The 21,773-nt window shown below is 66.0% G+C and carries 21 protein-coding genes; 11 read left to right on the top strand and 10 right to left on the bottom strand.

All coding sequences use genetic code 11. The features are described 5' to 3' along the window. Positions 1–10 precede the first annotated feature (10 nt). The 3 genes from AC0ZJQ_RS03540 to AC0ZJQ_RS03530 form a co-directional block, all read right to left on the bottom strand. A complete protein-coding gene (locus AC0ZJQ_RS03540; protein ID WP_008567437.1) occupies positions 11–499 on the bottom strand; it encodes a TIGR00645 family protein in 489 nt (162 codons plus the stop codon). A 162-nt stretch (positions 500–661) separates the two neighbouring features. Beyond that, positions 662–1,003 (bottom strand): PA4575 family protein, encoded by a 342-nt coding sequence (locus AC0ZJQ_RS03535; RefSeq protein ID WP_008567438.1) that lies wholly within the window; start codon positions 1,001–1,003, stop codon positions 662–664. A 170-nt stretch (positions 1,004–1,173) separates the two neighbouring features. After that, a complete protein-coding gene (locus AC0ZJQ_RS03530; RefSeq protein WP_155551489.1) occupies positions 1,174–3,612 on the bottom strand; it encodes a Lon protease family protein in 2,439 nt (812 codons plus the stop codon). A 268-nt stretch (positions 3,613–3,880) separates the two neighbouring features. On the opposite strand from AC0ZJQ_RS03530, the gene AC0ZJQ_RS03525 reads away from it, so the two are divergent. From AC0ZJQ_RS03525 to AC0ZJQ_RS03500, 6 genes are all read left to right on the top strand, one after another. Next, complete coding sequence (locus AC0ZJQ_RS03525) at positions 3,881–4,909, top strand: cytochrome-c peroxidase (protein WP_476477340.1); 1,029 nt, start codon at positions 3,881–3,883, stop codon at positions 4,907–4,909. Positions 4,910–5,041: 132 nt separating this feature from the next. Further along, positions 5,042–5,377, top strand: a complete 336-nt coding sequence (locus AC0ZJQ_RS03520) for a cupin domain-containing protein (protein ID WP_237264400.1) — start codon at positions 5,042–5,044, stop codon at positions 5,375–5,377. Positions 5,378–5,567: 190 nt separating this feature from the next. Next, a complete protein-coding gene (locus tag AC0ZJQ_RS03515; protein ID WP_237264398.1) occupies positions 5,568–6,437 on the top strand; it encodes a c-type cytochrome in 870 nt (289 codons plus the stop codon). A 42-nt stretch (positions 6,438–6,479) separates the two neighbouring features. Next, the gene (locus AC0ZJQ_RS03510) at positions 6,480–7,850 is read left to right on the top strand and encodes a cbb3-type cytochrome c oxidase subunit I (protein WP_213662633.1); all 1,371 of its coding nucleotides are present in this window, start codon (positions 6,480–6,482) and stop codon (positions 7,848–7,850) included. 5 nt (positions 7,851–7,855) lie between these two features. Next, entirely contained in the window at positions 7,856–8,677 is an 822-nt protein-coding gene (locus tag AC0ZJQ_RS03505; protein WP_272875803.1) for a CbbQ/NirQ/NorQ/GpvN family protein, read from the top strand. Continuing rightward, positions 8,677–10,689 carry a nitric oxide reductase activation protein NorD gene (locus AC0ZJQ_RS03500; protein WP_476477339.1) on the top strand — a complete coding sequence of 671 codons (2,013 nt, stop codon included), beginning with the start codon at positions 8,677–8,679 and terminating at the stop codon, positions 10,687–10,689. The genes AC0ZJQ_RS03505 and AC0ZJQ_RS03500 overlap by 1 nt, the downstream gene beginning before the upstream one ends. 58 nt (positions 10,690–10,747) lie before the next feature. Here the strand turns inward: AC0ZJQ_RS03500 and mscL are convergent, their stop codons facing one another. Beyond that, positions 10,748–11,164, bottom strand: a complete 417-nt coding sequence (gene mscL, locus AC0ZJQ_RS03495) for a large-conductance mechanosensitive channel protein MscL (RefSeq protein ID WP_008567450.1) — start codon at positions 11,162–11,164, stop codon at positions 10,748–10,750. A gap of 219 nt (positions 11,165–11,383) precedes the next feature. On the opposite strand from mscL, the gene AC0ZJQ_RS03490 reads away from it, so the two are divergent. Further along, positions 11,384–11,653 carry an HP1242/YdcH family protein gene (locus AC0ZJQ_RS03490; RefSeq protein WP_008567452.1) on the top strand — a complete coding sequence of 90 codons (270 nt, stop codon included), beginning with the start codon at positions 11,384–11,386 and terminating at the stop codon, positions 11,651–11,653. Positions 11,654–11,710: 57 nt separating this feature from the next. Here AC0ZJQ_RS03490 and AC0ZJQ_RS03485 read toward each other — a convergent pair whose 3' ends face one another. After that, a complete protein-coding gene (locus AC0ZJQ_RS03485; RefSeq protein WP_165594053.1) occupies positions 11,711–12,145 on the bottom strand; it encodes a CopD family protein in 435 nt (144 codons plus the stop codon). Positions 12,146–12,262: 117 nt separating this feature from the next. On the opposite strand from AC0ZJQ_RS03485, the gene radA reads away from it, so the two are divergent. Beyond that, positions 12,263–13,624 carry a DNA repair protein RadA gene (gene radA, locus AC0ZJQ_RS03480; RefSeq protein WP_165594054.1) on the top strand — a complete coding sequence of 454 codons (1,362 nt, stop codon included), beginning with the start codon at positions 12,263–12,265 and terminating at the stop codon, positions 13,622–13,624. Between the two features lie 3 nt (positions 13,625–13,627). Here the strand turns inward: radA and AC0ZJQ_RS03475 are convergent, their stop codons facing one another. The 4 genes from AC0ZJQ_RS03475 to AC0ZJQ_RS03460 all read right to left on the bottom strand — a co-directional run bounded on the left by AC0ZJQ_RS03475 (position 13,628) and on the right by AC0ZJQ_RS03460 (position 16,605). Continuing rightward, on the bottom strand, positions 13,628–13,996 hold the full coding sequence (locus AC0ZJQ_RS03475; RefSeq protein WP_008567455.1) for a PilZ domain-containing protein: 369 nt from the start codon (positions 13,994–13,996) through the stop codon (positions 13,628–13,630). A 58-nt stretch (positions 13,997–14,054) separates the two neighbouring features. Then, positions 14,055–14,516: a methyltransferase family protein gene (locus AC0ZJQ_RS03470; RefSeq protein ID WP_237264395.1), complete on the bottom strand. Its 462-nt coding sequence runs from the start codon at positions 14,514–14,516 to the stop codon at positions 14,055–14,057. 73 nt (positions 14,517–14,589) lie between these two features. Next, positions 14,590–15,222 (bottom strand): response regulator, encoded by a 633-nt coding sequence (locus AC0ZJQ_RS03465; protein ID WP_155551480.1) that lies wholly within the window; start codon positions 15,220–15,222, stop codon positions 14,590–14,592. Between the two features lie 33 nt (positions 15,223–15,255). Then, on the bottom strand, positions 15,256–16,605 hold the full coding sequence (locus AC0ZJQ_RS03460; protein ID WP_476477338.1) for a cache domain-containing protein: 1,350 nt from the start codon (positions 16,603–16,605) through the stop codon (positions 15,256–15,258). A 213-nt stretch (positions 16,606–16,818) separates the two neighbouring features. Between AC0ZJQ_RS03460 and AC0ZJQ_RS03455 the strand changes: the two genes are divergently transcribed. The 3 genes from AC0ZJQ_RS03455 to yjiA all read left to right on the top strand — a co-directional run bounded on the left by AC0ZJQ_RS03455 (position 16,819) and on the right by yjiA (position 20,272). After that, positions 16,819–18,876 carry a carbon starvation CstA family protein gene (locus tag AC0ZJQ_RS03455; protein WP_476477337.1) on the top strand — a complete coding sequence of 686 codons (2,058 nt, stop codon included), beginning with the start codon at positions 16,819–16,821 and terminating at the stop codon, positions 18,874–18,876. A gap of 58 nt (positions 18,877–18,934) precedes the next feature. Continuing rightward, positions 18,935–19,138, top strand: a complete 204-nt coding sequence (locus AC0ZJQ_RS03450) for a YbdD/YjiX family protein (RefSeq protein ID WP_003288055.1) — start codon at positions 18,935–18,937, stop codon at positions 19,136–19,138. Positions 19,139–19,300: 162 nt separating this feature from the next. After that, complete coding sequence (gene yjiA / locus AC0ZJQ_RS03445) at positions 19,301–20,272, top strand: GTPase (RefSeq protein WP_155551477.1); 972 nt, start codon at positions 19,301–19,303, stop codon at positions 20,270–20,272. Positions 20,273–20,459: 187 nt separating this feature from the next. On the opposite strand, the gene glyA is transcribed toward yjiA, so the two are convergent. Beyond that, a complete protein-coding gene (gene glyA / locus AC0ZJQ_RS03440; RefSeq protein WP_155551476.1) occupies positions 20,460–21,713 on the bottom strand; it encodes a serine hydroxymethyltransferase in 1,254 nt (417 codons plus the stop codon). Between the last annotated feature and the right edge of the window lie 60 nt (positions 21,714–21,773).

The following is a 21,773-nucleotide window of genomic DNA, read 5'->3' as shown; positions in this document are numbered from 1 at the left end:
GCGGACGGAGTCAGTGCTTGGTGAGCTTGTCCAGATAGCCCATGACGAAGGCCGAAAGCACGAAGGTCAGATGAATGATCACGTACCACATCAGCTTCTCGCTCTCCAGCTGCTGAGCGTCCATGAACATGCGCAGCAGGTGAATCGACGAAATCGCGACGATGGACGCCGCGACCTTCATCTTCAGCGAGCCGGAATCCATCTTGCCGAGCCAGTCGAGCTTCTCCTTGCCCTCGGCGATATCCAGCTGCGATACAAAGTTCTCGTAGCCGGAGATCATCACCATCACCAGCAGGCCGCCAACCAGCGCCATGTCGATCAGCGAAAGCAGCTTGAGGATCAGTTCGGCTTCGCTGAGCGCGAGGATCGCCGGCAGGATGTGAAATATTTCCTGGAAGAACTTGATGGCCAGCGCCAACAGCGCAAACGCCAGACCGAAATAGATGGGCGCCAGCAGCCAGCGCGCGGCATACATGGTGTTTTCAAGAAAGCGTTCCATGAGGCTCTCACAACCAGGGAGGAAATTCGGCTGGCGAGTATACGCAGCACGAAATGACGGACAAGCCGAGGATGTGCCGCGATATTACGCTGTGGATAACGCCCCAAATGAATCGGCAACGCTCAGGCGCTCACCGCTGCACAACCATGATTACACGGCAGGTCACCTCTCCGGCCGCGACTCCCAACCGCCGAGGAAGCGCGCCTGATTGGCGTTGACCCGGCGCAGCTCGGCCTGCATGTGCAACTGCCAGATGGCCGGATCCTCGGAGGGGCAATAGCCCTGCCCCTGCAGGTTGCTGGCGATCATCTCCAGCACCGATTCGGCCATGCGCGGCCCGCGGAACGGGCCCTGCACCTTTATCGCCGTGGGCTGCGAATCAGCCAGCCCGGCCGCGCAGAGCAGCGTCCACAATCCATTACCGCCCGCCAGCGGGCGGATCATGCATTCGATACGGGTCACCAGACCCAGGCATTGACGATTCAGGCATAGCGCGTGCGACATGGCGGCGGTCCTCGCGACCTGGCTGCCGCAACGCCGAAGGCCAGCGCTGCCAGGCAACCTGCTTATCCCCCACAGACTGTGGATATGTCTGTGGATGGACGGTGAATGGAGCCTGCCCGGTAGACCCGCCGCCCGCGCTATCGTTCCGCTTGTTAGGCGAAAAGTGCCATCTATTTGCCTTCTTCGTTCGCCGCCTTGGCGCCGGCCGGGCGACCCTCTTCAGCCTTGTCGTCATCTTCGAGGCCGATGGCAGCGATATCGCGCAGCCGTTCCACCACGCGTGCATTCACGCTGCCGGACGGAAAGCGCCCCTGCTCGTCCGCTGCGCCCACCTGCTCGCCGACCAGCAGCGACAGCGCCTCATCGACCTGACGCACCGCGTAGATGTGGAAGCGCTCACAGCGAACCGCCTCGAGTACCCGCTCGTCGAGCATCAGCGTGGCGACGTTGGCGAAGGGAATGATCACCCCCTGTTCGCCGGTCAGCCCGCGCGCCTCGCAGAGGCGGAAGAAGCCCTCGATCTTCTCGTTGACCCCGCCGACCGCCTGCACCTCGCCGAACTGGTTGATCGAGCCGGTGATGGCGAAACACTGTTTGAGCGGCGTGCGCGACAGCGCGGAAATCAGCGCGCAGCACTCGCCCAGCGAGGCGCTGTCGCCGTCGACATAACCATACGACTGCTCCAGCGCGATGCTCGCCGATATCTCCAGCGGAAACTCCTGCGCATAGCGGCTGCCCAGATAGCCGGTGAGAATCATCACGCCCTTGGAGTGGATCGGCTGACCGAGGTTGACCTCGCGCTCGATGTCGACGATGCCCGAGCCGCCCGGATAGACGGTGGCGGAAATCCGTGCCGGCATGCCGAACGCCGAATCACCCACCTCTAGTACCGTCAGCCCGTTGCACTTGCCGATGGCCGCGCCTTCGCTGTCGATCAGGATCACGCCGGCGAGAATGTCGTCGAGGATGCGCGCCGACACCCGACCGGTGCGCGTGGCCTTGGCCTTCAGCGCACGTTCGATGTGGCCGACGTCGGTCACTTCGTCCTTGGCCAGCTGACGAATGAAATCAGCCTCGCTGACCAGCTGGAACAGATCGCCGATACGCGCCGACAAGCGCCCCTGATGCTCGGCCAGTCGTGCGCTGTAGGTCGCCAGGCGCGCCACTGCGGCAGCGCTCAGCGGCGCCATGCCCTCCTCCGAGGTGCGGGTCTTGAGCAGCTGGGCGAATTGCTCGAGGCTGTCTTCGGCCAGCGGGATGTCCTCGTCGAAGTCCACCAGCACCCGGAACATCTCCTGGAAGTCCGGATCCAGGTCCTGCAGCGTGTAGTACAGCTGGCGCGAGCCGATGATGATGACCTTGACGTTGAGCGGAATCACTTCCGGCGTCAGCGTCACCGTGGCCAGGCGGCCCAGCTCGGCCAGCGGCGACTCCATCTTCAACTTGCGCGATTGCAGTGCGCGCTTGAGCGCGTCCCAGACGAAGGGCTCGCCGAGCAGTTTCTCCGCCTCGAGCATGAGGAAACCGCCGTTGGCGCGGTGCAGCGCACCCGGGCGCAGCTGCCGGTAGCTGGTGTATAGCGCGCCCTGATCGGTGTTGTATTCGATGCGACCAAACAGGTTGTCGTAGGTCGGATGCGGCTCGAAGACCACCGGCGCACCGGCATCGAGGCTGTGGCCGACCATCAGGCTCGGGCTGTACTGCTCTTCCAGCAGCACGCGGCTCTGCGCTTCCGGGCGGTTCTCGTCCACCAGCTGCTCGACCACCGTCTTCAGCAGGTTGACCTGCACCGCCTGCAGATAGGCCTCGACCCCGGCATTTTCCGCATACTTCTGCGACAACGGCGCCAGCAGCGGCTGCAAGGCCTGGCTGATGGTTTCGTCATTGAGCAGGCGCAGCTGGTTGGTCGACTCGCGCTTCCACTGTGGCAGGCTGGCCAGCTCCTCGTTCAGGCGCACTTCCAGCGTGGAGATATCGTTGTGATAGCGCTCGCGTTCGGCCTCGGGCAGCAAGGCGAAATCGGCTTCGTCCAGCGCCTTGCCGTCCTTCATCGGGGTGAAGGCGATGTTGCTGGCATCGCGATACAGCGCGATCTCCTTCTCCAGCGCGAGCTTTTCGATGATGTCCAGCGCCTTGTCGTAACGCTGATTGAACGCGCGATCGATGGCGCTCTTCTTCTGCTGAAAGCTTGGGTGCTCGAACACCGCCGGAAAGGTCGCCAGCAGGTTGTCGATCAGCTGGTTGATGTCGGCGATGAAGGCCGCCGCGCTGCCCGGCTCCAGCTTGAGCACGCGCGGCTCGCGCGGTTCGTCGAAATTGTTGATGTACAGCCAGTCGGCCGGCGTGTGCAGGCGCTTGCCCTCGGCGCGCAGATAGCGGCGCACGAAGGAGAACCGACCCGTGCCCGGCTCACCCATGACATAGACGTTGTAGCCGGGGCGCGGCATAGCCACGCCGAATTGCAGCGCCTCGACGGCGCGCTCCTGGCCAAGCACGCCGAGGAACGGCTCCAGCTCGTCGGTGTTGTTGAAGTTGAACTGGCTGGGGTCGAACGGGCGGGTCAGCGCATCGGGTGCCAGGCGCAACCCGGCCGCGATAGTTTCAGACATCAGGAATCCTTGAGGATGGCACGCGGGCCACGATTGATGTCGCCATTCTGGCGTCGCCACCGGCACGCCGCAAGGCTGCCGGCTGCGGGGGCGGCGCTCAAGGCCGGGCGGCATCCGCACCCGCACGAACGGGCGAGCCCGAGCGGCGTTGTCACACGCCGACACACTTGGTCGCAGCCGTATGTACCTGCCGGCTTGATTCAGGTCAACCGCCCGCATCGCTGAAAGGGGCTTGCTAGAGCCTTCCCAAACAAGGAGACCTATCGCAATGCGTCCCTCTCATGCCCTGTTGCTTAGCAGCCTACTTTTTTCCGCCTCGGCGCATGCCGACGAACTGCGCGAACGCGCCAGCGCCGTCTTCAAGCCGATTCCAGCCAAGGTCACCGAAGTTCGTGGCAAGACCGTCAGCGAGGACCAGGCATTGCTCGGCCACAAGCTGTGGTTCGATCCGCGCCTGTCCAGCAGCCACATCATCAGCTGCAACAGTTGCCACAACCTCAGCATCGGCGGCAGCGACAACGTGCCGACCTCCATCGGCCACGGCTGGCAGAAAGGCCCGCGCAACTCGCCGACCGTACTCAACGCGGTGTTCAACGCCGCGCAGTTCTGGGACGGGCGCGCCAAGGACCTGCAGGAACAGGCCAAGGGCCCGGTGCAAGCCAGCGTCGAGATGAACAGCACGCCCGAGCGCGTGGTCGCCACGCTCAAGAGCATCCCGGAGTATGTCGCCGAGTTCGGCAAGGCCTTCCCCAACGACAAGGAGCCGGTCAGTTTCGACAACATGGCCTACGCGCTGGAGGCCTTCGAGGTCAGCCTGACCACGCCGAACTCGCCGTTCGACCGCTTCCTCAAGGGCGAGGACAAGGCGCTGGACGACCAGCAGAAGAAAGGCCTCGCGCTGTTCATGGACGTCGGCTGCAGCGCCTGCCACAGCGGCGTCAACCTGGGCGGCCAGAGCTACTTCCCGTTCGGCGTAATCAAGAAGCCGGGCGCCGACATCCTGCCGACCGGCGACAAAGGCCGCTTCGCCGTCACCAACACCGCCAACGACGAATACGTGTTCCGCGCCGCGCCGCTGCGTAACATCGCCCTGACGCCGCCGTACTTCCACAGCGGCGAGGTCTGGGAACTGGAACAGGCGGTGGCGATCATGGGTGACAGCCAGCTCGGCCGTCAGCTCTCTGAGGATGAGGTCGGCGCGATCACCGCCTTCCTCCACAGCCTCACCGGCGAGCAGCCGCAAGTCGCCTATCCGCTGCTGCCGGCAAGCACTGCCAGCACGCCGAAGCCCGAGTAAGTAGCCTGGCGATCCCGGTGCAGACGCATCGGGATCGCCCCGGGCGCAACGGCACCCCTCGTCCGGCTGGTTGGACAACCCCGGCTACCTCTACTAGCCTCGAGCAAGACATGACCAAAGTGAATGTCGCTCATGGCTCTGAAGCATGCCCGATCCGGTGAAGTGATCCATCTGCTGCATGCAGACCAGCTTCCCGAACTCAAGTCGCAAGCCCTCGTCAGTACGCCCGAGTTGGAGGTCATGCGTCTGGTGCTCAACGCCGGGCACGTCGTTCCCAGCCACGCCGTGGCGGGCTCCATCACTATCCATTGCCTGCAAGGCAGCATCGAGGTCCAGGCCGACGGGCGCTGGCAGACGCTGCACGCCAACGACATGGTGTATCTGGCCGGCCAGGCCGAGCATGCCTTACAGGCCATCACCGATACGGTCACGCTGGTGACCATCCTGCGCGTGCCGGCGCCGCCCTGATCGCGTCGGCCGCAAGCACCGGACTTCCCCCGCCACGTCACTCCACAGAGGAATGCGGCCTTGGAAAGAGCTTTACGGATACTCAGCTTCGTGGTCCTCGCGCTGATGCTGGTTGCCATTCTGTACGCCGGCGGCATCGGTATCACCCACTGGACAGGCATCGGCGTGTGACGGCCGTTGAGGCATCTCCATGAACAAACGACAAACCCGCTCCTTCGCCGTCATCTCCACCGCCATCGCCACGGTGGTCTTCCTCGGCCTCACGGTGGACAGCCACCGACAGTTTCCCAAGCTGACCAACGCCGAGACGATCACCCCCGAGGTGACGCGCGGCAAGGACGTCTGGCACGCGAAGAACTGCATCAACTGCCACACCCTGTTCGGCGAGGGCGCCTATTACGCGCCGGACCTGACGAAGATTTCCCAGCTGCGTGGCGCACCCTACCTCACCGCCTTTCTCAAGGACCCGGGCAGGTTCTACGACGAACAGCGCCATCGCCGGCTGATGCCCAACCAGAACCTCAGCGACGAGGAAATCGCCGCGCTGATCGCCTTCTTCGACTGGGTCGCCAACGTCGACAACCAGGGCTGGCCGCCGCGACCGATTCTGGTCACTGGCTCGTCGATCCCCGGCACCGACCTGACGCTGGCGCAGCAGGACGCTTCCGGGCCGGGCAAGGCCGATGCCGCGCTGCCTCCGGGCGCGCGTCCGATCAGCGGCGCAGAGGATCCGATCGCCAAGGGCGAGGCGCTGTTCCGCACCGCCAGCCCGGCCTGCAATGCCTGCCACTCCATTGCGCCGGGGGTGAACCTGGCCGGGCCGACGCTGGCGGGCCTCGCCTCGCGGGCCGAACAGACGATGGCCTCGGCGGACTACAAGGGCAGCGCCGACAGCGTCGAGGCGTACATCCGCGAGTCCATCGTCTCCCCGAGCACCTATCTGCATCCGGGCGACATGTATTCGGCGGGCGGCACCTCGTTCATGCCGAACACCTACGCCCAGTCGCTCACCGACGAACAGCTCGACCAACTGGTCGCGTACCTCGCGACATTCAAATAACAGCGGCTGCCGCCGCGGGACGACACTTGTAGAGGTCAGGCCATGCGCTACAAATCACAGTCCGTCGCTTATTGGTATTTCGCCGTCGCAATGGTGCTGTTCGGCCTGCAACTGGTGTTCGGCCTGCTCTCGGCAGCGAAATACCTGGGCCCCGATCCGCTGCTGAACCTGCTGCCCTTCGACGTCACCAAGGTGATTCACACCAACCTGCTGATCGTCTGGGTGCTCACCGGCTTCATGGGCGCCACCTACTGGATGGTCCCGGACGAATCGCGCAGCGAGCTGCACAGCACCAAGCTGGCCTACATCCAGCTCGGCCTGTGGGTGGTGATGGGCGTCAGCGCCATCATCGGCTACCTGTTCCGTTTCGGTACCGGCAACAAGCTGCTGGAGCAGCCACTGCCGCACAAGATCGTCATCGTCATCTGCATGCTGATCTTCCTCTACAACATCGGCATGACGATCAAGAAGTCCGGCCGCTTCACCACCACCGAGGGTGTGCTGTTGCTCGGTCTGGCCAGCGCCGCGGTGCTCTACCTGCCGGCCCTGCTGCATTACGAGAACTACACGGTGTCGATCTACTACCGCTGGTGGACCATTCACCTGTGGGTCGAAGGGGTGTGGGAGATGATCCAGGGCGGCTTCCTCGCCTACCTGCTGATCCGCCTGTCCGGCGCCGATCGCGAGGTGATGGAGAAGTGGCTGTACGTGATTGTCGGCCTGGTGTTCATCGCCGGCATACTCGGCACCGCGCACCACTATTACTGGGTCGGCGTACCCGGTTACTGGCTGCCGCTCGGCGGCTTCTTCAGCGCGCTGGAGCCGCTGGCGCTGATCGGCATGGCGATGTACGCCTACTACGCCATGCGCCGCTCGGGCTTGGCGCATCCGAACAAGCTGGCGCTGCACTGGACCCTCGGCAGCGCGGTGTTCACCCTGTTCGGCGCGGGCCTGCTGGGCTTTGCTCACACCTTCCCCAGCGTCAACAAGTGGACCCACGGCACGCTGATCACCGCCATGCACGGCCACGCCGCGTTCTACGGCGCCTACGCGATGATCGTGATGGCGATGATCGTCTACGCCCTGCCGTCGCTGACCCGCGGCCGCGAAGAGGAAGGCGGCACCATCGGCTACTGGGCGTTCTGGCTGCAGCTGGCCGGCATGTTCGGCATGACCCTGTCGTTCGCTACCGCCGGCATCGGTCAGGTCTATCTGGAGCGCATCCTCGGCATGGGCTACCTGGACACACAGCTGAAGATCCAGATCCACTTCCTCATGCTGGTGGCCACCGCCTCGATCTTCGCCACCGGCGTCGGCCTGTTCATCTATGACTTCTTCCGCCACCCGCGACGGATCGAGGTCGAGACGGACGAGGTGCGGCCAACCAGCGCTCCGGCCCGGCACGTACTGTGACCGACATGAATGTCTCGCCCATGCCGCGCGGCGAACGCCTGCCGTTCGCGGCTGCCGAGCCCTGGTACCAGCCGCATGCCGACGAGGTGCAGGTCTTCGAGCAGTGCCACGCGCGCCAGCTGGCGGTGATGCTCAAAGGGCCGACCGGCTGTGGCAAGACACGCTTCGTCGAGCACATGGCCTGGCGCCTGGGCCGGCCGCTGGTCACCGTTTCCTGCCACGACGACATGACCGCCAGCGACCTGCTCGGGCGCTTCCTCATCGGCGCCGACGGTACGCGCTGGATCGACGGTCCGCTGACCCGAGCGGTGCGCGAGGGCGCCATCTGTTACCTCGACGAAGTGGTCGAAGCGCGCCAGGACACCATCGTCGTGCTGCATCCGTTGACCGACTACCGGCGCATCCTGCCGCTGGACAAGACCGGCGAAACCCTCGAGGCGGCGCCGGGCTTCCAGCTGGTGGTGTCCTACAACCCGGGCTATCAGCGCATGCTCAAGGACCTGAAGCCCAGTACCCGACAGCGCTTCGTCGCGCTGGAGTTCGACTTCCCCGAAGCCGAGCGCGAGGCCGCCATCGTCGAGCGCGAAGGCGCCATCGACGCGCCCACCGCACGCGCACTGGTCAGCCTCGCCGGGCGCCTGCGCGCGCTGCAGGATCGCGGATTGGCGGAGCTGCCCAGCACCCGCCTGCTGATTGCCACGGCGCGCCTGATCGGCAGCGGCGTCGCGTTGCGCAGCGCCTGCAACGTCGCGCTGATCGCCCCACTGTCGGACGACCCCGCGCTGGTCGGCGCCATGCGCGAGCTGGTCGACCTGACCTTCGTCTGATGGCCGAAGCCGAAGACGTCGTCACCGACGTTGCCCGCCACGCCACCGTTTACGTTCAGGCGCTCTGGCGCCGGCGGCGCGAAGCCGCAGCACCGGCACTGCCGACCCTGACGGACGTCGCCGACCACCTCGACCTGCTGCTGCATGCCAGCCTCGGCCAGCGCTTCACGCTGCGCGCGGCGCAGCCGCCGGCGCCACCGACACTGCTGGAGAAACTGTTCCGCCGCGTCGAGGCGCCCTATCCGCAGCACGCCGTGCCGGCCACCGATGGCCGCACGATCTGGCTGCCGGCACGCCTGGAAGCGGCCGATCCGGCCGGCGCCCGCACGCTGTATCGCACCCTCGCCCTGCAACAGGCGATGCGCGCGCGGCGCGGCGCGGCGGCGCTCGTGCAATGCATCGACTCACCGTTGCAGCGCAGCCTGTTCCTGCTGCTCGAAGCCTGGGCGGCGGATTCGCAACTGATCGCCCAGCTACCGGGCCTGCACGCCGCCATACAGCAGCAGCGCAACCAGATGCTGGCCGCGCGTCCACCGCTGGCCCGCTTCAGTGCCGCACGCCAGCCGCTGGAAGCGTTCCTGCGCCGATTGCTGCAGTCGCGCAGCGACACTGCGCCCGACGAACTGCCGGCGACTTTCGACAGCTATCAGGCGTTGCAGCTGACGGCGCGGCTGGCGGCCCGACTCTATCCACACGGCGAACCGACTGGCGCCGCACTGCTGCCGGACCTGTGGACCGGCGAGCTGTGCGCAGCGTCCCGCCTGGATGCGCTCGATGCCGCGGCGGCAGCACCGGACCCCGCCGCCGCCCCACCGCGCAGCGCTCGCCTGCCGCGCCGGCCGCAGGTACGCGAGGCCGCCGATGACGAGGACGATGACACGCAGCCGGGCGTCTGGATGGTGCAGCCCTCGCCTCCGCTGGAACACGCCGAGGACCCGCTCGGCATGCAGCGTCCCAGTGATCGCGACGATGCGACCGCGGCCGAGGACTTCGCCGACTCGCTCAGCGAGCTCAACGAGGCGCGACTGGTGGTCAGCCCCGGCAGCCCGAAGGAAGTCCTGCTGTCCGACGACCCACCCGAGCCGCGCGCGCGCTTCAGCCGCGACACGCCGAACGCCACCGCCGCCCTGCGCTACCCGGAGTGGGACTACCGCAGCCGCAGTTACCGCCATCCGGGCGCGCAGGTGCTGTTGTTGCCGGCAGAGCCCGGACCACAGCAGTGGATCGAACAGACGCTCGAACGCCATCGCAGCATGCTGGCGACCATCCGCCGGCAGTTCGAGCAGCTCAGCGCCCGACGTCTGCGGCTGCGCCGCCAGCTGGATGGCGACGAGGTGGATCTGGACGCCTACCTCGACGGCCTCGCCGAGGCCCGCGCCGGCCTGAGCATGCCGCAGGCGCTGTACCAGACGCAGCGACTGCAGCAGCATGACCTGGCGATCATGCTGCTGGTCGATGCCAGCGGCTCCACCGACGGCTGGCTGAGCAATCACCGCCGGGTGATCGACGTCGAGCGCGAGGCGTTGCTGCTGGTGTGCCTGGCGCTCGACGGGCTGGGCGAGCCCTACAGCGTGCAGAGTTTCTCCGGTCAGGGACCGAACGCGGTAACGGTGCGCAGCCTCAAGGCCTTCGGCGAGCGCTACGGCGAAAGCGTCGGCCGGCGCATTGCCGGGCTGGAACCGGAGCACTACACCCGCGCCGGCACCGCCATCCGCCACGCCAGCAGCCTGCTGATGCAGCAGCCGGCGACGCACCGGCTGCTGTTGCTGCTCTCCGATGGCAAGCCCAACGACGTTGACGAATACGAAGGCCGCTATGGCGTCGAGGACCTGCGCCAGTCGATCACCGAGGCACGGTTGCAGGGCATCCGGCCGTTCTGCCTGACCATCGACCGTCAGGCCGCCAGCTACCTGCCGGCCGTGTTCGGCGTGCACCAGTACGCCCTGCTGCCCAAGCCAGAGCTGCTGCCACGCGTGCTGCTGGACTGGCTCAGGCGACTGATCGCCGCCTGAGCGGTGCTAAAACGAAAACGCCCTGCAGGTGCAGGGCGTTCGGTCAGCGCGAATGCGTTCAGGGCTGGTTGCGGTTCTGCTCACGCAGCAGGTCGCGGATCTCGGTGAGCAGCAGCTCCTCCTTGGTCGGCGCCGGCGGCGCTGCAGGCGCTTCGGCCTCCTTGCGACGCAGCGAGTTCATCGCCTTGATCGCGATGAAGATGGCGAAGGCGACAATCAGGAAATCCACCACCGTCTGGATGAACGCACCGTAGCGCAGCAGCACCGCCGGGGTTTCGCCGACCGCCTCCTTGAGCACGATCGCCAGATCGGAGAAATCCACGCCACCGATCAGCAGCCCCAGCGGCGGCATGATCACTCCGTCGACGAACGAAGAAACGATCTTGCCGAACGCGGCCCCGATGATGATACCGACGGCCATGTCGATCACATTGCCGCGCATGGCGAACGCCTTGAATTCGCTGATCAGGCTCATATGAGAAATCCTTAGCTGAGGAAGAAGTGCCAGCATGCGCGCCGCTCCGCGACGGCCGAGGCCCGTCGTAGAGCATAGGCGTTCGGTCGGGAGTCGACCACACCAACCGCGCGTTCGTCGCGCGTCGCCAGCGCCGCGGCAATCGCTTGATCGCCGTCAACCGAGTAACACGGAGGCGCGGCTAAGGTAGCGCTTCCCTGTACATCCCGGAGCAGTTCCATGCACGTTGAACACCACCCCCTGGTCAAGGATTTCCCCGAAAAGCGCGAGCAGCTGCAGAAACTGCGTCAGGAAGATCCGGTTTTCGCCCGCAAGGCCGATGAATACGAAGCGCTGGACAAGCGCATCTGCCGCGTCGAAGACGGCGTCGAAACCCTCGACGATGCCGCACTGAACGCCCTCAAGCAGGAGCGTGTGAACCTCAAAGACGACATCGCCCGCGACCTCAAGCGCGCCGGTGGCAGCTGCTGCGGCGGTTGCTGCGGCTGAAGCCCGGCAGATGGTCAAGAAGCCCGCATTCGCGGGCTTCTTTGTTTCAGCAGTCGGTCAGAACAGCCCGCCGAAGCGGAATCCCGCGCCAACCCAGACGAACGCCACCGCCGTCAGGGTGATCAGCACGATATGCGCCCCCAGCTGCGGCAAACGCTGCGCGTCGAGCTTGGGGATCAGCGCCAGCCGCGCATGCACGCCCAGCGCGGCGGTCAGTCCGAGCAGCACCAGCTTGGCCTGAATCAGCTGCGCCGCCGGCGACGCGCCGAACCACTGCGCATGCGGCAACCACAGGCTGGCCATCCACAAGCCGGTGACGATCTGGATCAGCAGCGCCGGAATGCCGATGCGCTCATAGATCTGCTCGAAGTTGCGTACCGGCTGCGGGTCGCGCTGGCGCAACGCCTTGGGCAACACGCCGAACAGCAGCACCAGATGCCCGCCGACCCAGACGCTGGCGCCCAGCAGGTGCAGAAACAACAGATGACGCATGGCGCTCACTCCCGTTCGATTTGTTTACAGTCTGGCGGCTGACGCGCCGCTTGTGGCTGATGGCAATCAAGTCAGTCGTTATCATGCGACTCCATTTGCCCCACGCGGAGTTTCCTCATGGCCAAGGCCAAGCGCATGTATGGCTGCACTGAATGCGGCTCGACCTTCCCCAAGTGGGCTGGCCAGTGCGGCGACTGCGGCGCCTGGAACACGCTGGTGGAAACCATCGTCGAGGCCGCTCCCGCCGCGTCGGGGCGCGCCGGCTGGGCGGGCGAGCAGGCCAATATCAAGACCCTGGCCGAAGTCAGCGTCGAGGAAGTGCCGCGCTTCTCCACCGCTTCCGGCGAGCTGGACCGCGTGCTCGGCGGCGGCCTGGTGGACGGCTCGGTGGTGCTGATCGGCGGTGATCCGGGCATCGGCAAGTCGACCATCCTGTTGCAGACGCTCTGCGCCATCGCCCAGCGCTACCCGGCGCTGTATGTCACCGGCGAGGAATCGCAGCAGCAGGTCGCCATGCGCGCCCGCCGCCTGGACCTGCCGCAGGACAAGCTCAAGGTGATGACCGAGACCTGCATCGAATCGATCATCGCCACCGCGCGGCTGGAGAAGCCCAAGGTGATGGTGATCGACTCGATCCAGACCATCTTCACCGAGCAATTGCAGTCTGCGCCCGGCGGCGTGGCGCAGGTGCGCGAGAGCGCCGCGCTGCTGGTGCGCTACGCCAAGCAGAGCGGCACGGCGATCTTCCTGGTCGGCCACGTGACCAAGGAAGGCGCGCTGGCCGGACCGCGCGTGCTGGAGCACATGGTCGACACGGTGCTGTACTTCGAGGGCGAATCCGACGGCCGCCTGCGCCTGCTGCGCGCGGTGAAGAACCGTTTCGGCGCGGTCAACGAGCTTGGCGTGTTCGGCATGACCGACAAGGGCCTGAAGGAAGTCACCAACCCCTCGGCGATCTTCCTCACCCGGGCGCAGGAGGCGGTGCCGGGCAGCGTGGTCATGGCCACCTGGGAAGGTACCCGGCCGATGCTGGTGGAAGTGCAGGCGCTGGTCGACACCAGCCACCTGGCCAACCCGCGTCGCGTCACCCTAGGCCTCGACCAGAACCGCCTGGCCATGCTGCTGGCCGTGCTGCATCGGCACGGCAGCATCCCGACCTACGACCAGGACGTGTTCATCAATGTGGTCGGCGGGGTGAAGGTGCTGGAAACCGCGGCGGACCTGGCGCTGATGGCCGCGGTGATTTCCAGCCTGCGCAACCGCCCGCTGGATACCGATCTGCTGGTATTTGGAGAGGTGGGTCTGTCCGGCGAGATCCGCCCGGTGCCGAGCGGTCAGGAGCGCCTGAAGGAAGCCGCCAAGCACGGCTTCAAGCGCGCCATCGTGCCCAAGGGCAACGCGCCGAAAGAGGCGCCAGCCGGGCTGCAGATCATCGCGGTGACGCGTCTGGAACAGGCGCTCGACGCGCTGTTCGAGTAACCGCTAGAAACCGCCCAGTGCCGCCAGCTCGCGCTCCAGCAACGTCTCGTCGCCGAGGTTGAGTTCGACCAGTCGGCGCAGGTGGGCGATCGAGTCGAGGTCGATGTGCTGGCAGGCGAAGCCGATCAGCTCGCCCTCCTCGTGTGCCATCGTCACCTCCATGCGCACCTCCGCGTCGCCGGACAGCCGCACCCGCGCCTGAAAAGGTTGCGCGGCGTCGGCGTCCCACTGCTGCGGCCGGCGCACCAGCAGGCCCCGGAGCGACAGATCATGCAGCTCCACCGGCCAGCACCGCTCGCCCTGGCGTAGCTCGGTGGTGGCGTCGAACTCGATGCGCTGGAAGCGCCGACGATCGCTGGGGGAATCAGTCATCAGAAAATCACTCCGCAAAACCTGGAATCACTATAGACAGCCGCGCCGGCGCACGTCGTCACAACCAGCGGCGCACGCGCCGGCAATAGTCGCGGTAAGCATCGCCGAACAGCTCGTTCAGCAGGCGCTCCTCGTGGACGATCACCCCGCGCTGCATGGTGAGGATCAGCAGCGGCAACAGCAGCCACGGCCACAGCGTGCCCCACAGCAACGCGATGCCGGCGTAGATCAGGCTGTCGGCCAGGTAGATCGGATTGCGCGAGAAGCGGAACGGCCCCTCCTCCAGCAGCTTCGCCGGCGTGCCGTATGGATTGACCGTGGTGCGCCGCCAGAGCATCAGTAAACCGGCCCAGAGCATCAGCACCACACCGGCGTCGATCAGCCCCCAGCCGAGGTAGTGCGTCCACAGCGTCTGCGGCAGCCCGAGCGGCAGCAACCCGTCGAGCGCCCATGCGGCGGCGAGGAACAGCAGATAGATCAGCGGAGGTGGCAGCAGGACGCCGTTGGCACGTTTGAACATGGAAGGCTCCGAGGCGGGCGGTTCGCTGCAGTCTACGCGGTTCGCCGGGGCGCCGCTGCGCGGCGCCTGATGCCTAGCGCGGGGCGACGCTCAGCGCATACCGGATCAGCGCCGCCGTGCCGTCGATGTTCAGCTTGCGGCGGATGCTCAGCCGGTGGGTTTCCACGGTGCGCACGCTGATCGCCAGTTCACGCGCCATCGCCTTGCTGTCCAGGCCGCGGGCAAGCATCTGCAGGATCTGCTCCTCGCGCGGGGTGAGGTTGTGCGCGGCGGCGTCCTGCCGCTGTTCGGCCAGTCGACGGGTGATCTCCGCGCTGTAGAAGGTGCCGCCGGCGGCAACCGCTTCGATCGCGGCAATGATCTCGCGCGCGGAGGAATCCTTGAGAACGTAGCCGCGCGCACCGGCATGGATCGAACTGCGCACGTATTCGAGGTTGTCGTACATGCTCAGCATCAGCACCTGCAGCCGCGGGTACAGCTGGCACAGGCGTCGGGTCAGCTCCAGGCCGTTGGTGTCCTTCAGGCCGATGTCCAGCAGCAGCAGGTCCGGTTGTACCTGTTCGAGCAGTTCGAGCGCCGCGGCGCCGCTGTCCGCCTCGCCGACCACCTCGATCTGCGGCATCACGGCCAGCAGCGCGCGAATGCCGTCGCGCACCAGCGTGTGGTCATCGACGAGGGCTATGCGGATCGGGGTGCCGGAATTCATGGGCGACTCTTCTGGCAGGCGGTGGCTCGCGGCTCAGCTCGCCGAGACTGGCAATACTACATGCATCGCGCTGCCCTCAGAGCTGGACGAAAGACTGAGTTGTCCGCCGAGGTGCTCGATCCGCTCGCGGATGTTGCGCAGGCCGATGCCGCCGGGCATACGCTCGATGGTGCGCGGGTCGAAGCCGATGCCGTCGTCGCGCACCTGCAGCTGCACGCCATCGACGCTCGGCGCAAGGTCGATCTGAACCAGGCTGGCGCGGGCATGCCGTTCGATATTGGTCAGCGCTTCCTGGACAATGCGAAACAGCGCCACCGCCACCGCGTCGGGCAACGGCGCATCGCCCAGCTGCTGGCGGCAGACCACCGTCAATCCGCACCGCTGCTCGAATTCCGTGGCCAACTGGCCGATGGCCGCCGACAGCCCGAGGGTGTCGAGCAGCGACGGACGCAGATCGTGGGAGATGCGCCGCACCTCGCCGATGGCGCCGCCGAGCCGTTCGATGGCCTGTTCGAGACTGTCTAGCCCGCCGCTGGCGCCGCGCTGCAGCTGATGGGCGGCCAGCTCGAACTGGAACTTGATCGACACCAGCAGCTGGCTGATGCCGTCGTGCAGCTCGCGCGACACCCGCGAGCGCTCGTCCTCCTGCAGGCTGAGCAGGCGCTGGTTGAGGGCCTGCAGCTTGCGGTCGGCCAGACGGTGCTCCTTGATGCTCAGCATCAGGCTGCCGATGAACACCACCAGCACCACGATCAGCGTGACCCCGGTGATGGCGATCATCGTCGCGCGGATACCGCTGGCTACCTCCGAGCGCACCTGCCGGGTGGCCCGCTCGATGTCTTCCAGATAGATGCCGGTGCCGACCATCCAGCCCCAGCCGTCAAGCATGGTCACGTAGGCCAGCTTGTCGGTTTCCTGTCCGCTCGATGGCTTGCGCCAGGAGTAGCGCTGGAAGCCGTCGCCGCTCATGGCGCTCTTGAGCAGCGCCTGGATCACCGGCAGGCCGTGGATGTCGGTCATGTGCCAGAGATCGCGGCCGACCAGTTCCGCCTGGCGCGGATGCATCAGGTTGCGGCCGCGGTCGTCGTAGACGAACAGGTAGCCATCCTCGCCGAAACTGATCTTGCCCAGCACATCCAGCGCCTGCTTCTGCGCCGCGGCGTCGCCGCGCCCGCCATCGTGCAGCGGTGCGATCACGCTCAGCGCCATCGCCACGTAGTTCTTCAGCTCGGCCTGCTTGCTGGACAGGATGGCGCTCTCGATCAGCTGTACCTGCTGCTCGCCGAGCCGCTGGTTCTGCAGCAGCACCAGCGCGCAGATGATCGCCACTGCCAGCAACAGCGGCAGGATGCCGAGGGCAACGATCTTGTGCTTGAGCTGCATGGAACGTCTCGCGAATCGGAATGCGCGGATGCGCTGGGTCGGGGGCTCGCGACGCGCCTACGTAAATCTACGTAGCCACGCTGAGTAGTACTGCGAATACCGGCGATTGCAGGTTGTGGCGATAGTAGCAAGGCTCGCCCGAGGCGCGCGCATTCACCATGCCCAATAACAATGACGCCGCAGACCCTACAGTCGACGGCGGGAGATCTTCTTATGAACCGATTGGTCAGCCAGCTCGCCTGGTTCGCCCTCGCAGTGCTGGGCGCCGTCGCCCTCGGTGTCGTCGCCCTGCGCCGCGGCGAAGCCATCAACGCACTCTGGATCGTGGTCGCCGCCGTGGCGATCTATCTGGTCGCCTACCGCTACTACAGCCTGTTCATCGCCACCAAGGTGATGCAGCTCGACCCCACCCGCGCCACCCCCGCCGTGCTCAACAACGATGGTCTGGACTTCGTGCCGACCAACAAGCACGTGCTGTTCGGCCACCACTTCGCCGCCATCGCCGGCGCCGGCCCGCTGGTCGGCCCGGTACTCGCCGCGCAGATGGGCTACCTGCCCGGCACGCTCTGGCTGATCGCCGGCGTGGTGCTGGCCGGTGCGGTGCAGGACTTCATGGTTCTGTTCCTCTCCACGCGCCGCAACGCCCGCTCGCTGGGCGACATGGTGCGCGAGGAGATGGGGCGCATCCCCGGTACCATCGCGCTGTTCGGCTGCTTCCTGATCATGATCATCATCCTCGCGGTGCTCGCGCTGATCGTGGTGAAGGCGCTGGCGCACAGCCCGTGGGGCATGTTCACGGTGATGGCGACCATCCCGATCGCCATGTTCATGGGCGTGTACATGCGCTACCTGCGTCCGGGCCGCATCGGCGAGATTTCCATCATCGGCGTGGCGCTGCTGCTCGGCTCGATCTGGCTCGGCGGGGAGATTTCCACCGATCCGTACTGGGCTGGCGCGTTCACCTTCACCGGCGAGCAGATCACCTGGATGCTGGTCGGCTACGGCTTCGTCGCCGCGGTACTGCCAGTGTGGCTGATCCTCGCGCCGCGTGACTACCTGTCGACCTTCCTCAAGATCGGCACCATCGCCGCGCTGGCCGTCGGCATCCTGATCCTCGCCCCCGAGCTGAAGATGCCGGCGCTGACCCAGTTCACCGACGGCACCGGCCCGGTGTGGAAGGGCGCACTGTTCCCGTTCCTGTTCATCACCATCGCCTGCGGCGCGGTCTCCGGCTTCCACGCGCTGATCAGCTCGGGCACCACGCCCAAGCTGCTGGCCAACGAAACCCATGCTCGCTACATCGGTTACGGCGGCATGCTGATGGAGTCGATGGTCGCCATCATGGCCATGGTCGCCGCCTCGGTGATCGAGCCGGGTGTGTACTTCGCCATGAACAGCCCGCCGGCAGTGGTCGGTGCCGACGTCGCCAGCGTGGCCGTAGCGGTCAGCAACTGGGGCTTCGCCATCACCCCAGAAGCGCTGGAAGGCGTCGCCCGCGACATCGGCGAGAGCAGCATCCTCAACCGCGCCGGCGGCGCGCCGACGCTCGCCGTGGGTATCGCGCAGATCCTCCACCAGGTGCTGCCGGGCGAGAACACCGTGGCGTTCTGGTACCACTTCGCGATCCTGTTCGAGGCGCTGTTCATCCTCACCGCGGTGGACGCCGGCACCCGTGCCGGGCGCTTCATGCTGCAGGACCTGCTCGGTAACTTCATCCCGGCGCTCAAGCGCACCGACTCCTGGGGCGCCAACGTGGTCGCCACCGCCGGCTGCGTGGCGCTGTGGGGCTACCTGCTGTACCAGGGCGTGATCGACCCGCTGGGCGGCATCAACACCCTGTGGCCGCTGTTCGGCATCTCCAACCAGATGCTCGCCGGCATCGCGCTGATGCTCTGCACCGTGGTGCTGATCAAGATGAAGCGCCAGCAGTACGTCTGGGTCACCCTGCTGCCGGCCCTGTGGCTGCTGATCTGCACCACCGTCGCCAGCCTGATCAAGCTGTTCGACGCCAACCCGGCGGTGGGCTTCCTCGCCCTGGCCGACAAGTACCGCACCGCGCTCGACGCCGGTCAGGTACTGGCGCCGGCCAAGGACCTCGGGCAGATGCAGAACGTGATCATGAACGCCTACACCAACGCCGGTCTGACCGTGCTGTTCCTGGTGGTGGTGTTCAGTATCCTGTTCTACGCGTTGAAGGTCGGCCGCGCCGCCTGGATTCGCAGCGAGCGCACGGACAAGGAAATGCCCTTCGAGGGCATGCCCAGCGCCTGACCCCAGCCGTGCCGGGTGCCGCGAGGCGCCCGGCCTTCATTGCAAGAGGAGCACCGCCGTGTTCAACGACCTCAGCCGCATGGGCAAGTACCTCGGCCAGGCCGCGCGCATGCTGGTCGGCATGCCCGACTACGACACCTACCTCGAGCACATGCGCAGCACCCACCCGGACCAGCCGGTGATGAGCTACGAGGCGTTCTTCCGCGAGCGCCAGGATGCTCGTTATGGCGGTGGCAAAGGGCGGCCGATCCGCTGCTGTTGACCTGGGGTAGGGTGGACATCCGCGTAGCGTTGTCCACCATTAGCCACAGAGTAGCGGTGGACAAGCCTGCGGCGTTGTCCACCCTACGGCAGATGCCCGTCCCGCCATTGACTCCCCGCGCCACGCCTTGCCGTGGCGCGTTTCGTTGCGAGGAGCGCCTTCATGTCGCAAGCCCCCATCCCGGTCACCGTGCTGACCGGCTTTCTCGGCGCCGGCAAGACCACCCTGCTCAGGCACATGCTGCAGGCCGAGCATGGCCTGAAGCTGGCGGTGATCGAGAACGAGTTCAGCGAGACGCCCATCGACGGTCAGCTGCTCGGCAGTGAGCCCGTCGAGCTGCTGACCCTGGCCAACGGCTGCGTCTGCTGCTCGATCCATGTCGAGCTGGAGAAGGCGCTGTATCTGCTGCTGGACAAGCTGGACAGCGGCGAGCTGGCCTTCGAACGCCTGGTCATCGAATGTACCGGGCTGGCCGATCCGGCGCCGGTGGCGCAGACCTTCTTCGCCGGCGATGAGCTGTGCGAGCGCTACGTGCTCGACGGCATCATCACCCTGGTCGACGCGGCCAATGCCGAGCGCCATCTGCAGGAATCCATCGCCCAGGCGCAGGTCGGTTTTGCCGACCGCATTCTGCTGAGCAAAACCGATCTGGTCGAAGCGCCGGCGGTCGAGGCGCTGAGCCAGCGCCTGCAGCGGATCAACCGCCGCGCGCCGATCCATATCGTCGAGCATGGGCGCATCGAACTGGCCGAACTGCTCGATATCCGCGGCTTCAACCTCAACGCCGACATCGCCCCGGCGCCGGCTCTGCGGCCGCTGCTGCCGGCGACCAGCAAGGACCGCATCGCCACGCTGGTACTGCACAGCGAGCGTCCGCTGGACATGCAGCGCCTGAGCGCCTTCATGGAAGACCTGCTGGAGCGCCACGGCAATTCGCTGCTGCGCTACAAGGGTGTGCTGGAGGTGGCCGGCGAGCCGCGCCGACTGGTGTTTCAGGGCGTGCTAAGGCTGTACGGCTTCGACTGGGACGCCGAATGGGCCGAAGGCGAGGCGCGGCGCAGCGTGCTGGTGTTCATCGGCGACAACCTGCCGGAAGCCGAGATCCGCGCCGGCTTCGCCGCAGTACAGGCGTAGGGTGGACAACGGCGCAGCCTTGTCCACCGTTCTGCGCTACGGATGGCTGGCCGGCGGGTGGCGCGAACCGGGCCAAGCCGCACGCAGCTAGCCCGCCCTGCGCACTGCCGGCCTGATTCCGAGGCATTTCCTGCAGACAAAAAGAAACCCGGCCGAGGCCGGGTTTCTTCATTGCAGCGCGCGAATCTTACTTGCCGTACACCGGCAGCTTGGCGCAGACGGCCTGGACCTTGGCGCGCACCGCGTCGACCACGGACTCGTCGCCCATGTTGTCGAGGATGTCGCAGATCCAGCCAGCCAGTTCACGGCACTCGGCTTCCTTGAAACCACGGGTGGTGACCGCCGGGGTGCCGATGCGCAGACCGGAAGTGACGAACGGCGAACGCGGGTCGTTCGGCACGCTGTTCTTGTTCACGGTGATGAAGGCGCGGCCCAGAGCGGCATCCGCGTCCTTGCCGGTGATGTCCTGCTTGATCAGCGAGAGCAGGAACAGGTGGTTCTGCGTGCCGCCGGACACCACGTCGAAACCGCGCTGGATGAACACTTCGGCCATGGCCTGGGCGTTATTCACCACTTGCTGCTGGTATTCCTTGAACTCGGGCTGCAGGGCTTCCTTGAAGCACACCGCCTTGGCGGCGATGACGTGCTCCAGCGGGCCACCCTGGGCACCCGGGAAGACTGCGGAGTTGAGCTTCTTCTCGATCTCCTCGTTCTTCTTCGCCAGGATCAGGCCGCCGCGCGGGCCGCGCAGGGTCTTGTGGGTGGTGGTGGTGACCACGTCAGCGAACGGCACCGGGTTCGGGTAGACGCCAGCGGCGACCAGACCGGCCACGTGGGCCATGTCGACGAACAGGTAGGCACCGACCTTGTCGGCGATTTCGCGGAAACGCGGGAAGTCGAGTTTCTGCGAGTAGGCGGAGAAGCCGGCAACGATCATCTTCGGCTTGTGCTCAACGGCCAGACGCTCGACTTCGTCATAGTCGATCAGGCCCTGGTCGTTGATGCCGTACTGCACGGCGTTGTACAGCTTGCCGGAGGACGACACGGACGCGCCGTGGGTCAGGTGGCCGCCGTGGGCCAGGCTCATGCCGAGGATGGTGTCGCCCGCGCTGAGCAGCGCCAGGTAGACAGCAGCGTTGGCCTGGGAACCGGCGTGCGGCTGGACGTTGGCGTAGTCGGCGCCGAACAGCTCTTTGGCGCGGTCGATGGCCAGCTGCTCGACCACGTCGACGTGCTCGCAACCGCCGTAGTAGCGCTTGCCCGGGTAGCCTTCGGCGTACTTGTTGGTCAGCACCGAACCCTGGGCTTCCATCACCGCCGGGCTGGTGTAGTTCTCCGAGGCGATCAGCTCGATGTGGTCTTCCTGACGCTGGGCTTCCTGCTGCATGGCAGCGAAGAGTTCGGCGTCGAAGCGTTCGATGGTCAAGTCACGGCTGAACATGGCAGTCCTCTGAAGTCAGCTGGCGGTAAAAATAGAGCGGCGGATTCTACCCCAATCCGC

The sequence above is a fragment of the Stutzerimonas sp. 21-1 genome (assembly GCF_056336065.1).
This window is presented reverse-complemented; position numbering and strand designations above follow the sequence as displayed.

Bases quoted from the DNA above. Each gene is read 5' to 3' on its own strand.
- yjiA (WP_155551477.1), top strand. From the start codon at position 19,301: ATGTCGCAAGCCCCCATCCCGGTCACCGTGCTGACCGGCTTTCTCGGC.
- AC0ZJQ_RS03525 (WP_476477340.1), top strand. From the start codon at position 3,881: ATGCGTCCCTCTCATGCCCTGTTGCTTAGCAGCCTACTTTTTTCCGCC.
- AC0ZJQ_RS03455 (WP_476477337.1), top strand. From the start codon at position 16,819: ATGAACCGATTGGTCAGCCAGCTCGCCTGGTTCGCCCTCGCAGTGCTG.
- AC0ZJQ_RS03505 (WP_272875803.1), top strand. From the start codon at position 7,856: ATGAATGTCTCGCCCATGCCGCGCGGCGAACGCCTGCCGTTCGCGGCT.
- AC0ZJQ_RS03490 (WP_008567452.1), top strand. From the start codon at position 11,384: ATGCACGTTGAACACCACCCCCTGGTCAAGGATTTCCCCGAAAAGCGC.
- AC0ZJQ_RS03485 (WP_165594053.1), bottom strand. From the start codon at position 12,145: ATGCGTCATCTGTTGTTTCTGCACCTGCTGGGCGCCAGCGTCTGGGTC.
- AC0ZJQ_RS03520 (WP_237264400.1), top strand. From the start codon at position 5,042: ATGGCTCTGAAGCATGCCCGATCCGGTGAAGTGATCCATCTGCTGCAT.
- AC0ZJQ_RS03465 (WP_155551480.1), bottom strand. From the start codon at position 15,222: ATGAATTCCGGCACCCCGATCCGCATAGCCCTCGTCGATGACCACACG.
- AC0ZJQ_RS03460 (WP_476477338.1), bottom strand. From the start codon at position 16,605: ATGCAGCTCAAGCACAAGATCGTTGCCCTCGGCATCCTGCCGCTGTTG.
- AC0ZJQ_RS03530 (WP_155551489.1), bottom strand. From the start codon at position 3,612: ATGTCTGAAACTATCGCGGCCGGGTTGCGCCTGGCACCCGATGCGCTG.
- AC0ZJQ_RS03515 (WP_237264398.1), top strand. From the start codon at position 5,568: ATGAACAAACGACAAACCCGCTCCTTCGCCGTCATCTCCACCGCCATC.
- AC0ZJQ_RS03475 (WP_008567455.1), bottom strand. From the start codon at position 13,996: ATGACTGATTCCCCCAGCGATCGTCGGCGCTTCCAGCGCATCGAGTTC.
- AC0ZJQ_RS03510 (WP_213662633.1), top strand. From the start codon at position 6,480: ATGCGCTACAAATCACAGTCCGTCGCTTATTGGTATTTCGCCGTCGCA.
- AC0ZJQ_RS03540 (WP_008567437.1), bottom strand. From the start codon at position 499: ATGGAACGCTTTCTTGAAAACACCATGTATGCCGCGCGCTGGCTGCTG.
- mscL (WP_008567450.1), bottom strand. From the start codon at position 11,164: ATGAGCCTGATCAGCGAATTCAAGGCGTTCGCCATGCGCGGCAATGTG.
- glyA (WP_155551476.1), bottom strand. From the start codon at position 21,713: ATGTTCAGCCGTGACTTGACCATCGAACGCTTCGACGCCGAACTCTTC.
- AC0ZJQ_RS03470 (WP_237264395.1), bottom strand. From the start codon at position 14,516: ATGTTCAAACGTGCCAACGGCGTCCTGCTGCCACCTCCGCTGATCTAT.
- radA (WP_165594054.1), top strand. From the start codon at position 12,263: ATGGCCAAGGCCAAGCGCATGTATGGCTGCACTGAATGCGGCTCGACC.
- AC0ZJQ_RS03500 (WP_476477339.1), top strand. From the start codon at position 8,677: ATGGCCGAAGCCGAAGACGTCGTCACCGACGTTGCCCGCCACGCCACC.
- AC0ZJQ_RS03535 (WP_008567438.1), bottom strand. From the start codon at position 1,003: ATGTCGCACGCGCTATGCCTGAATCGTCAATGCCTGGGTCTGGTGACC.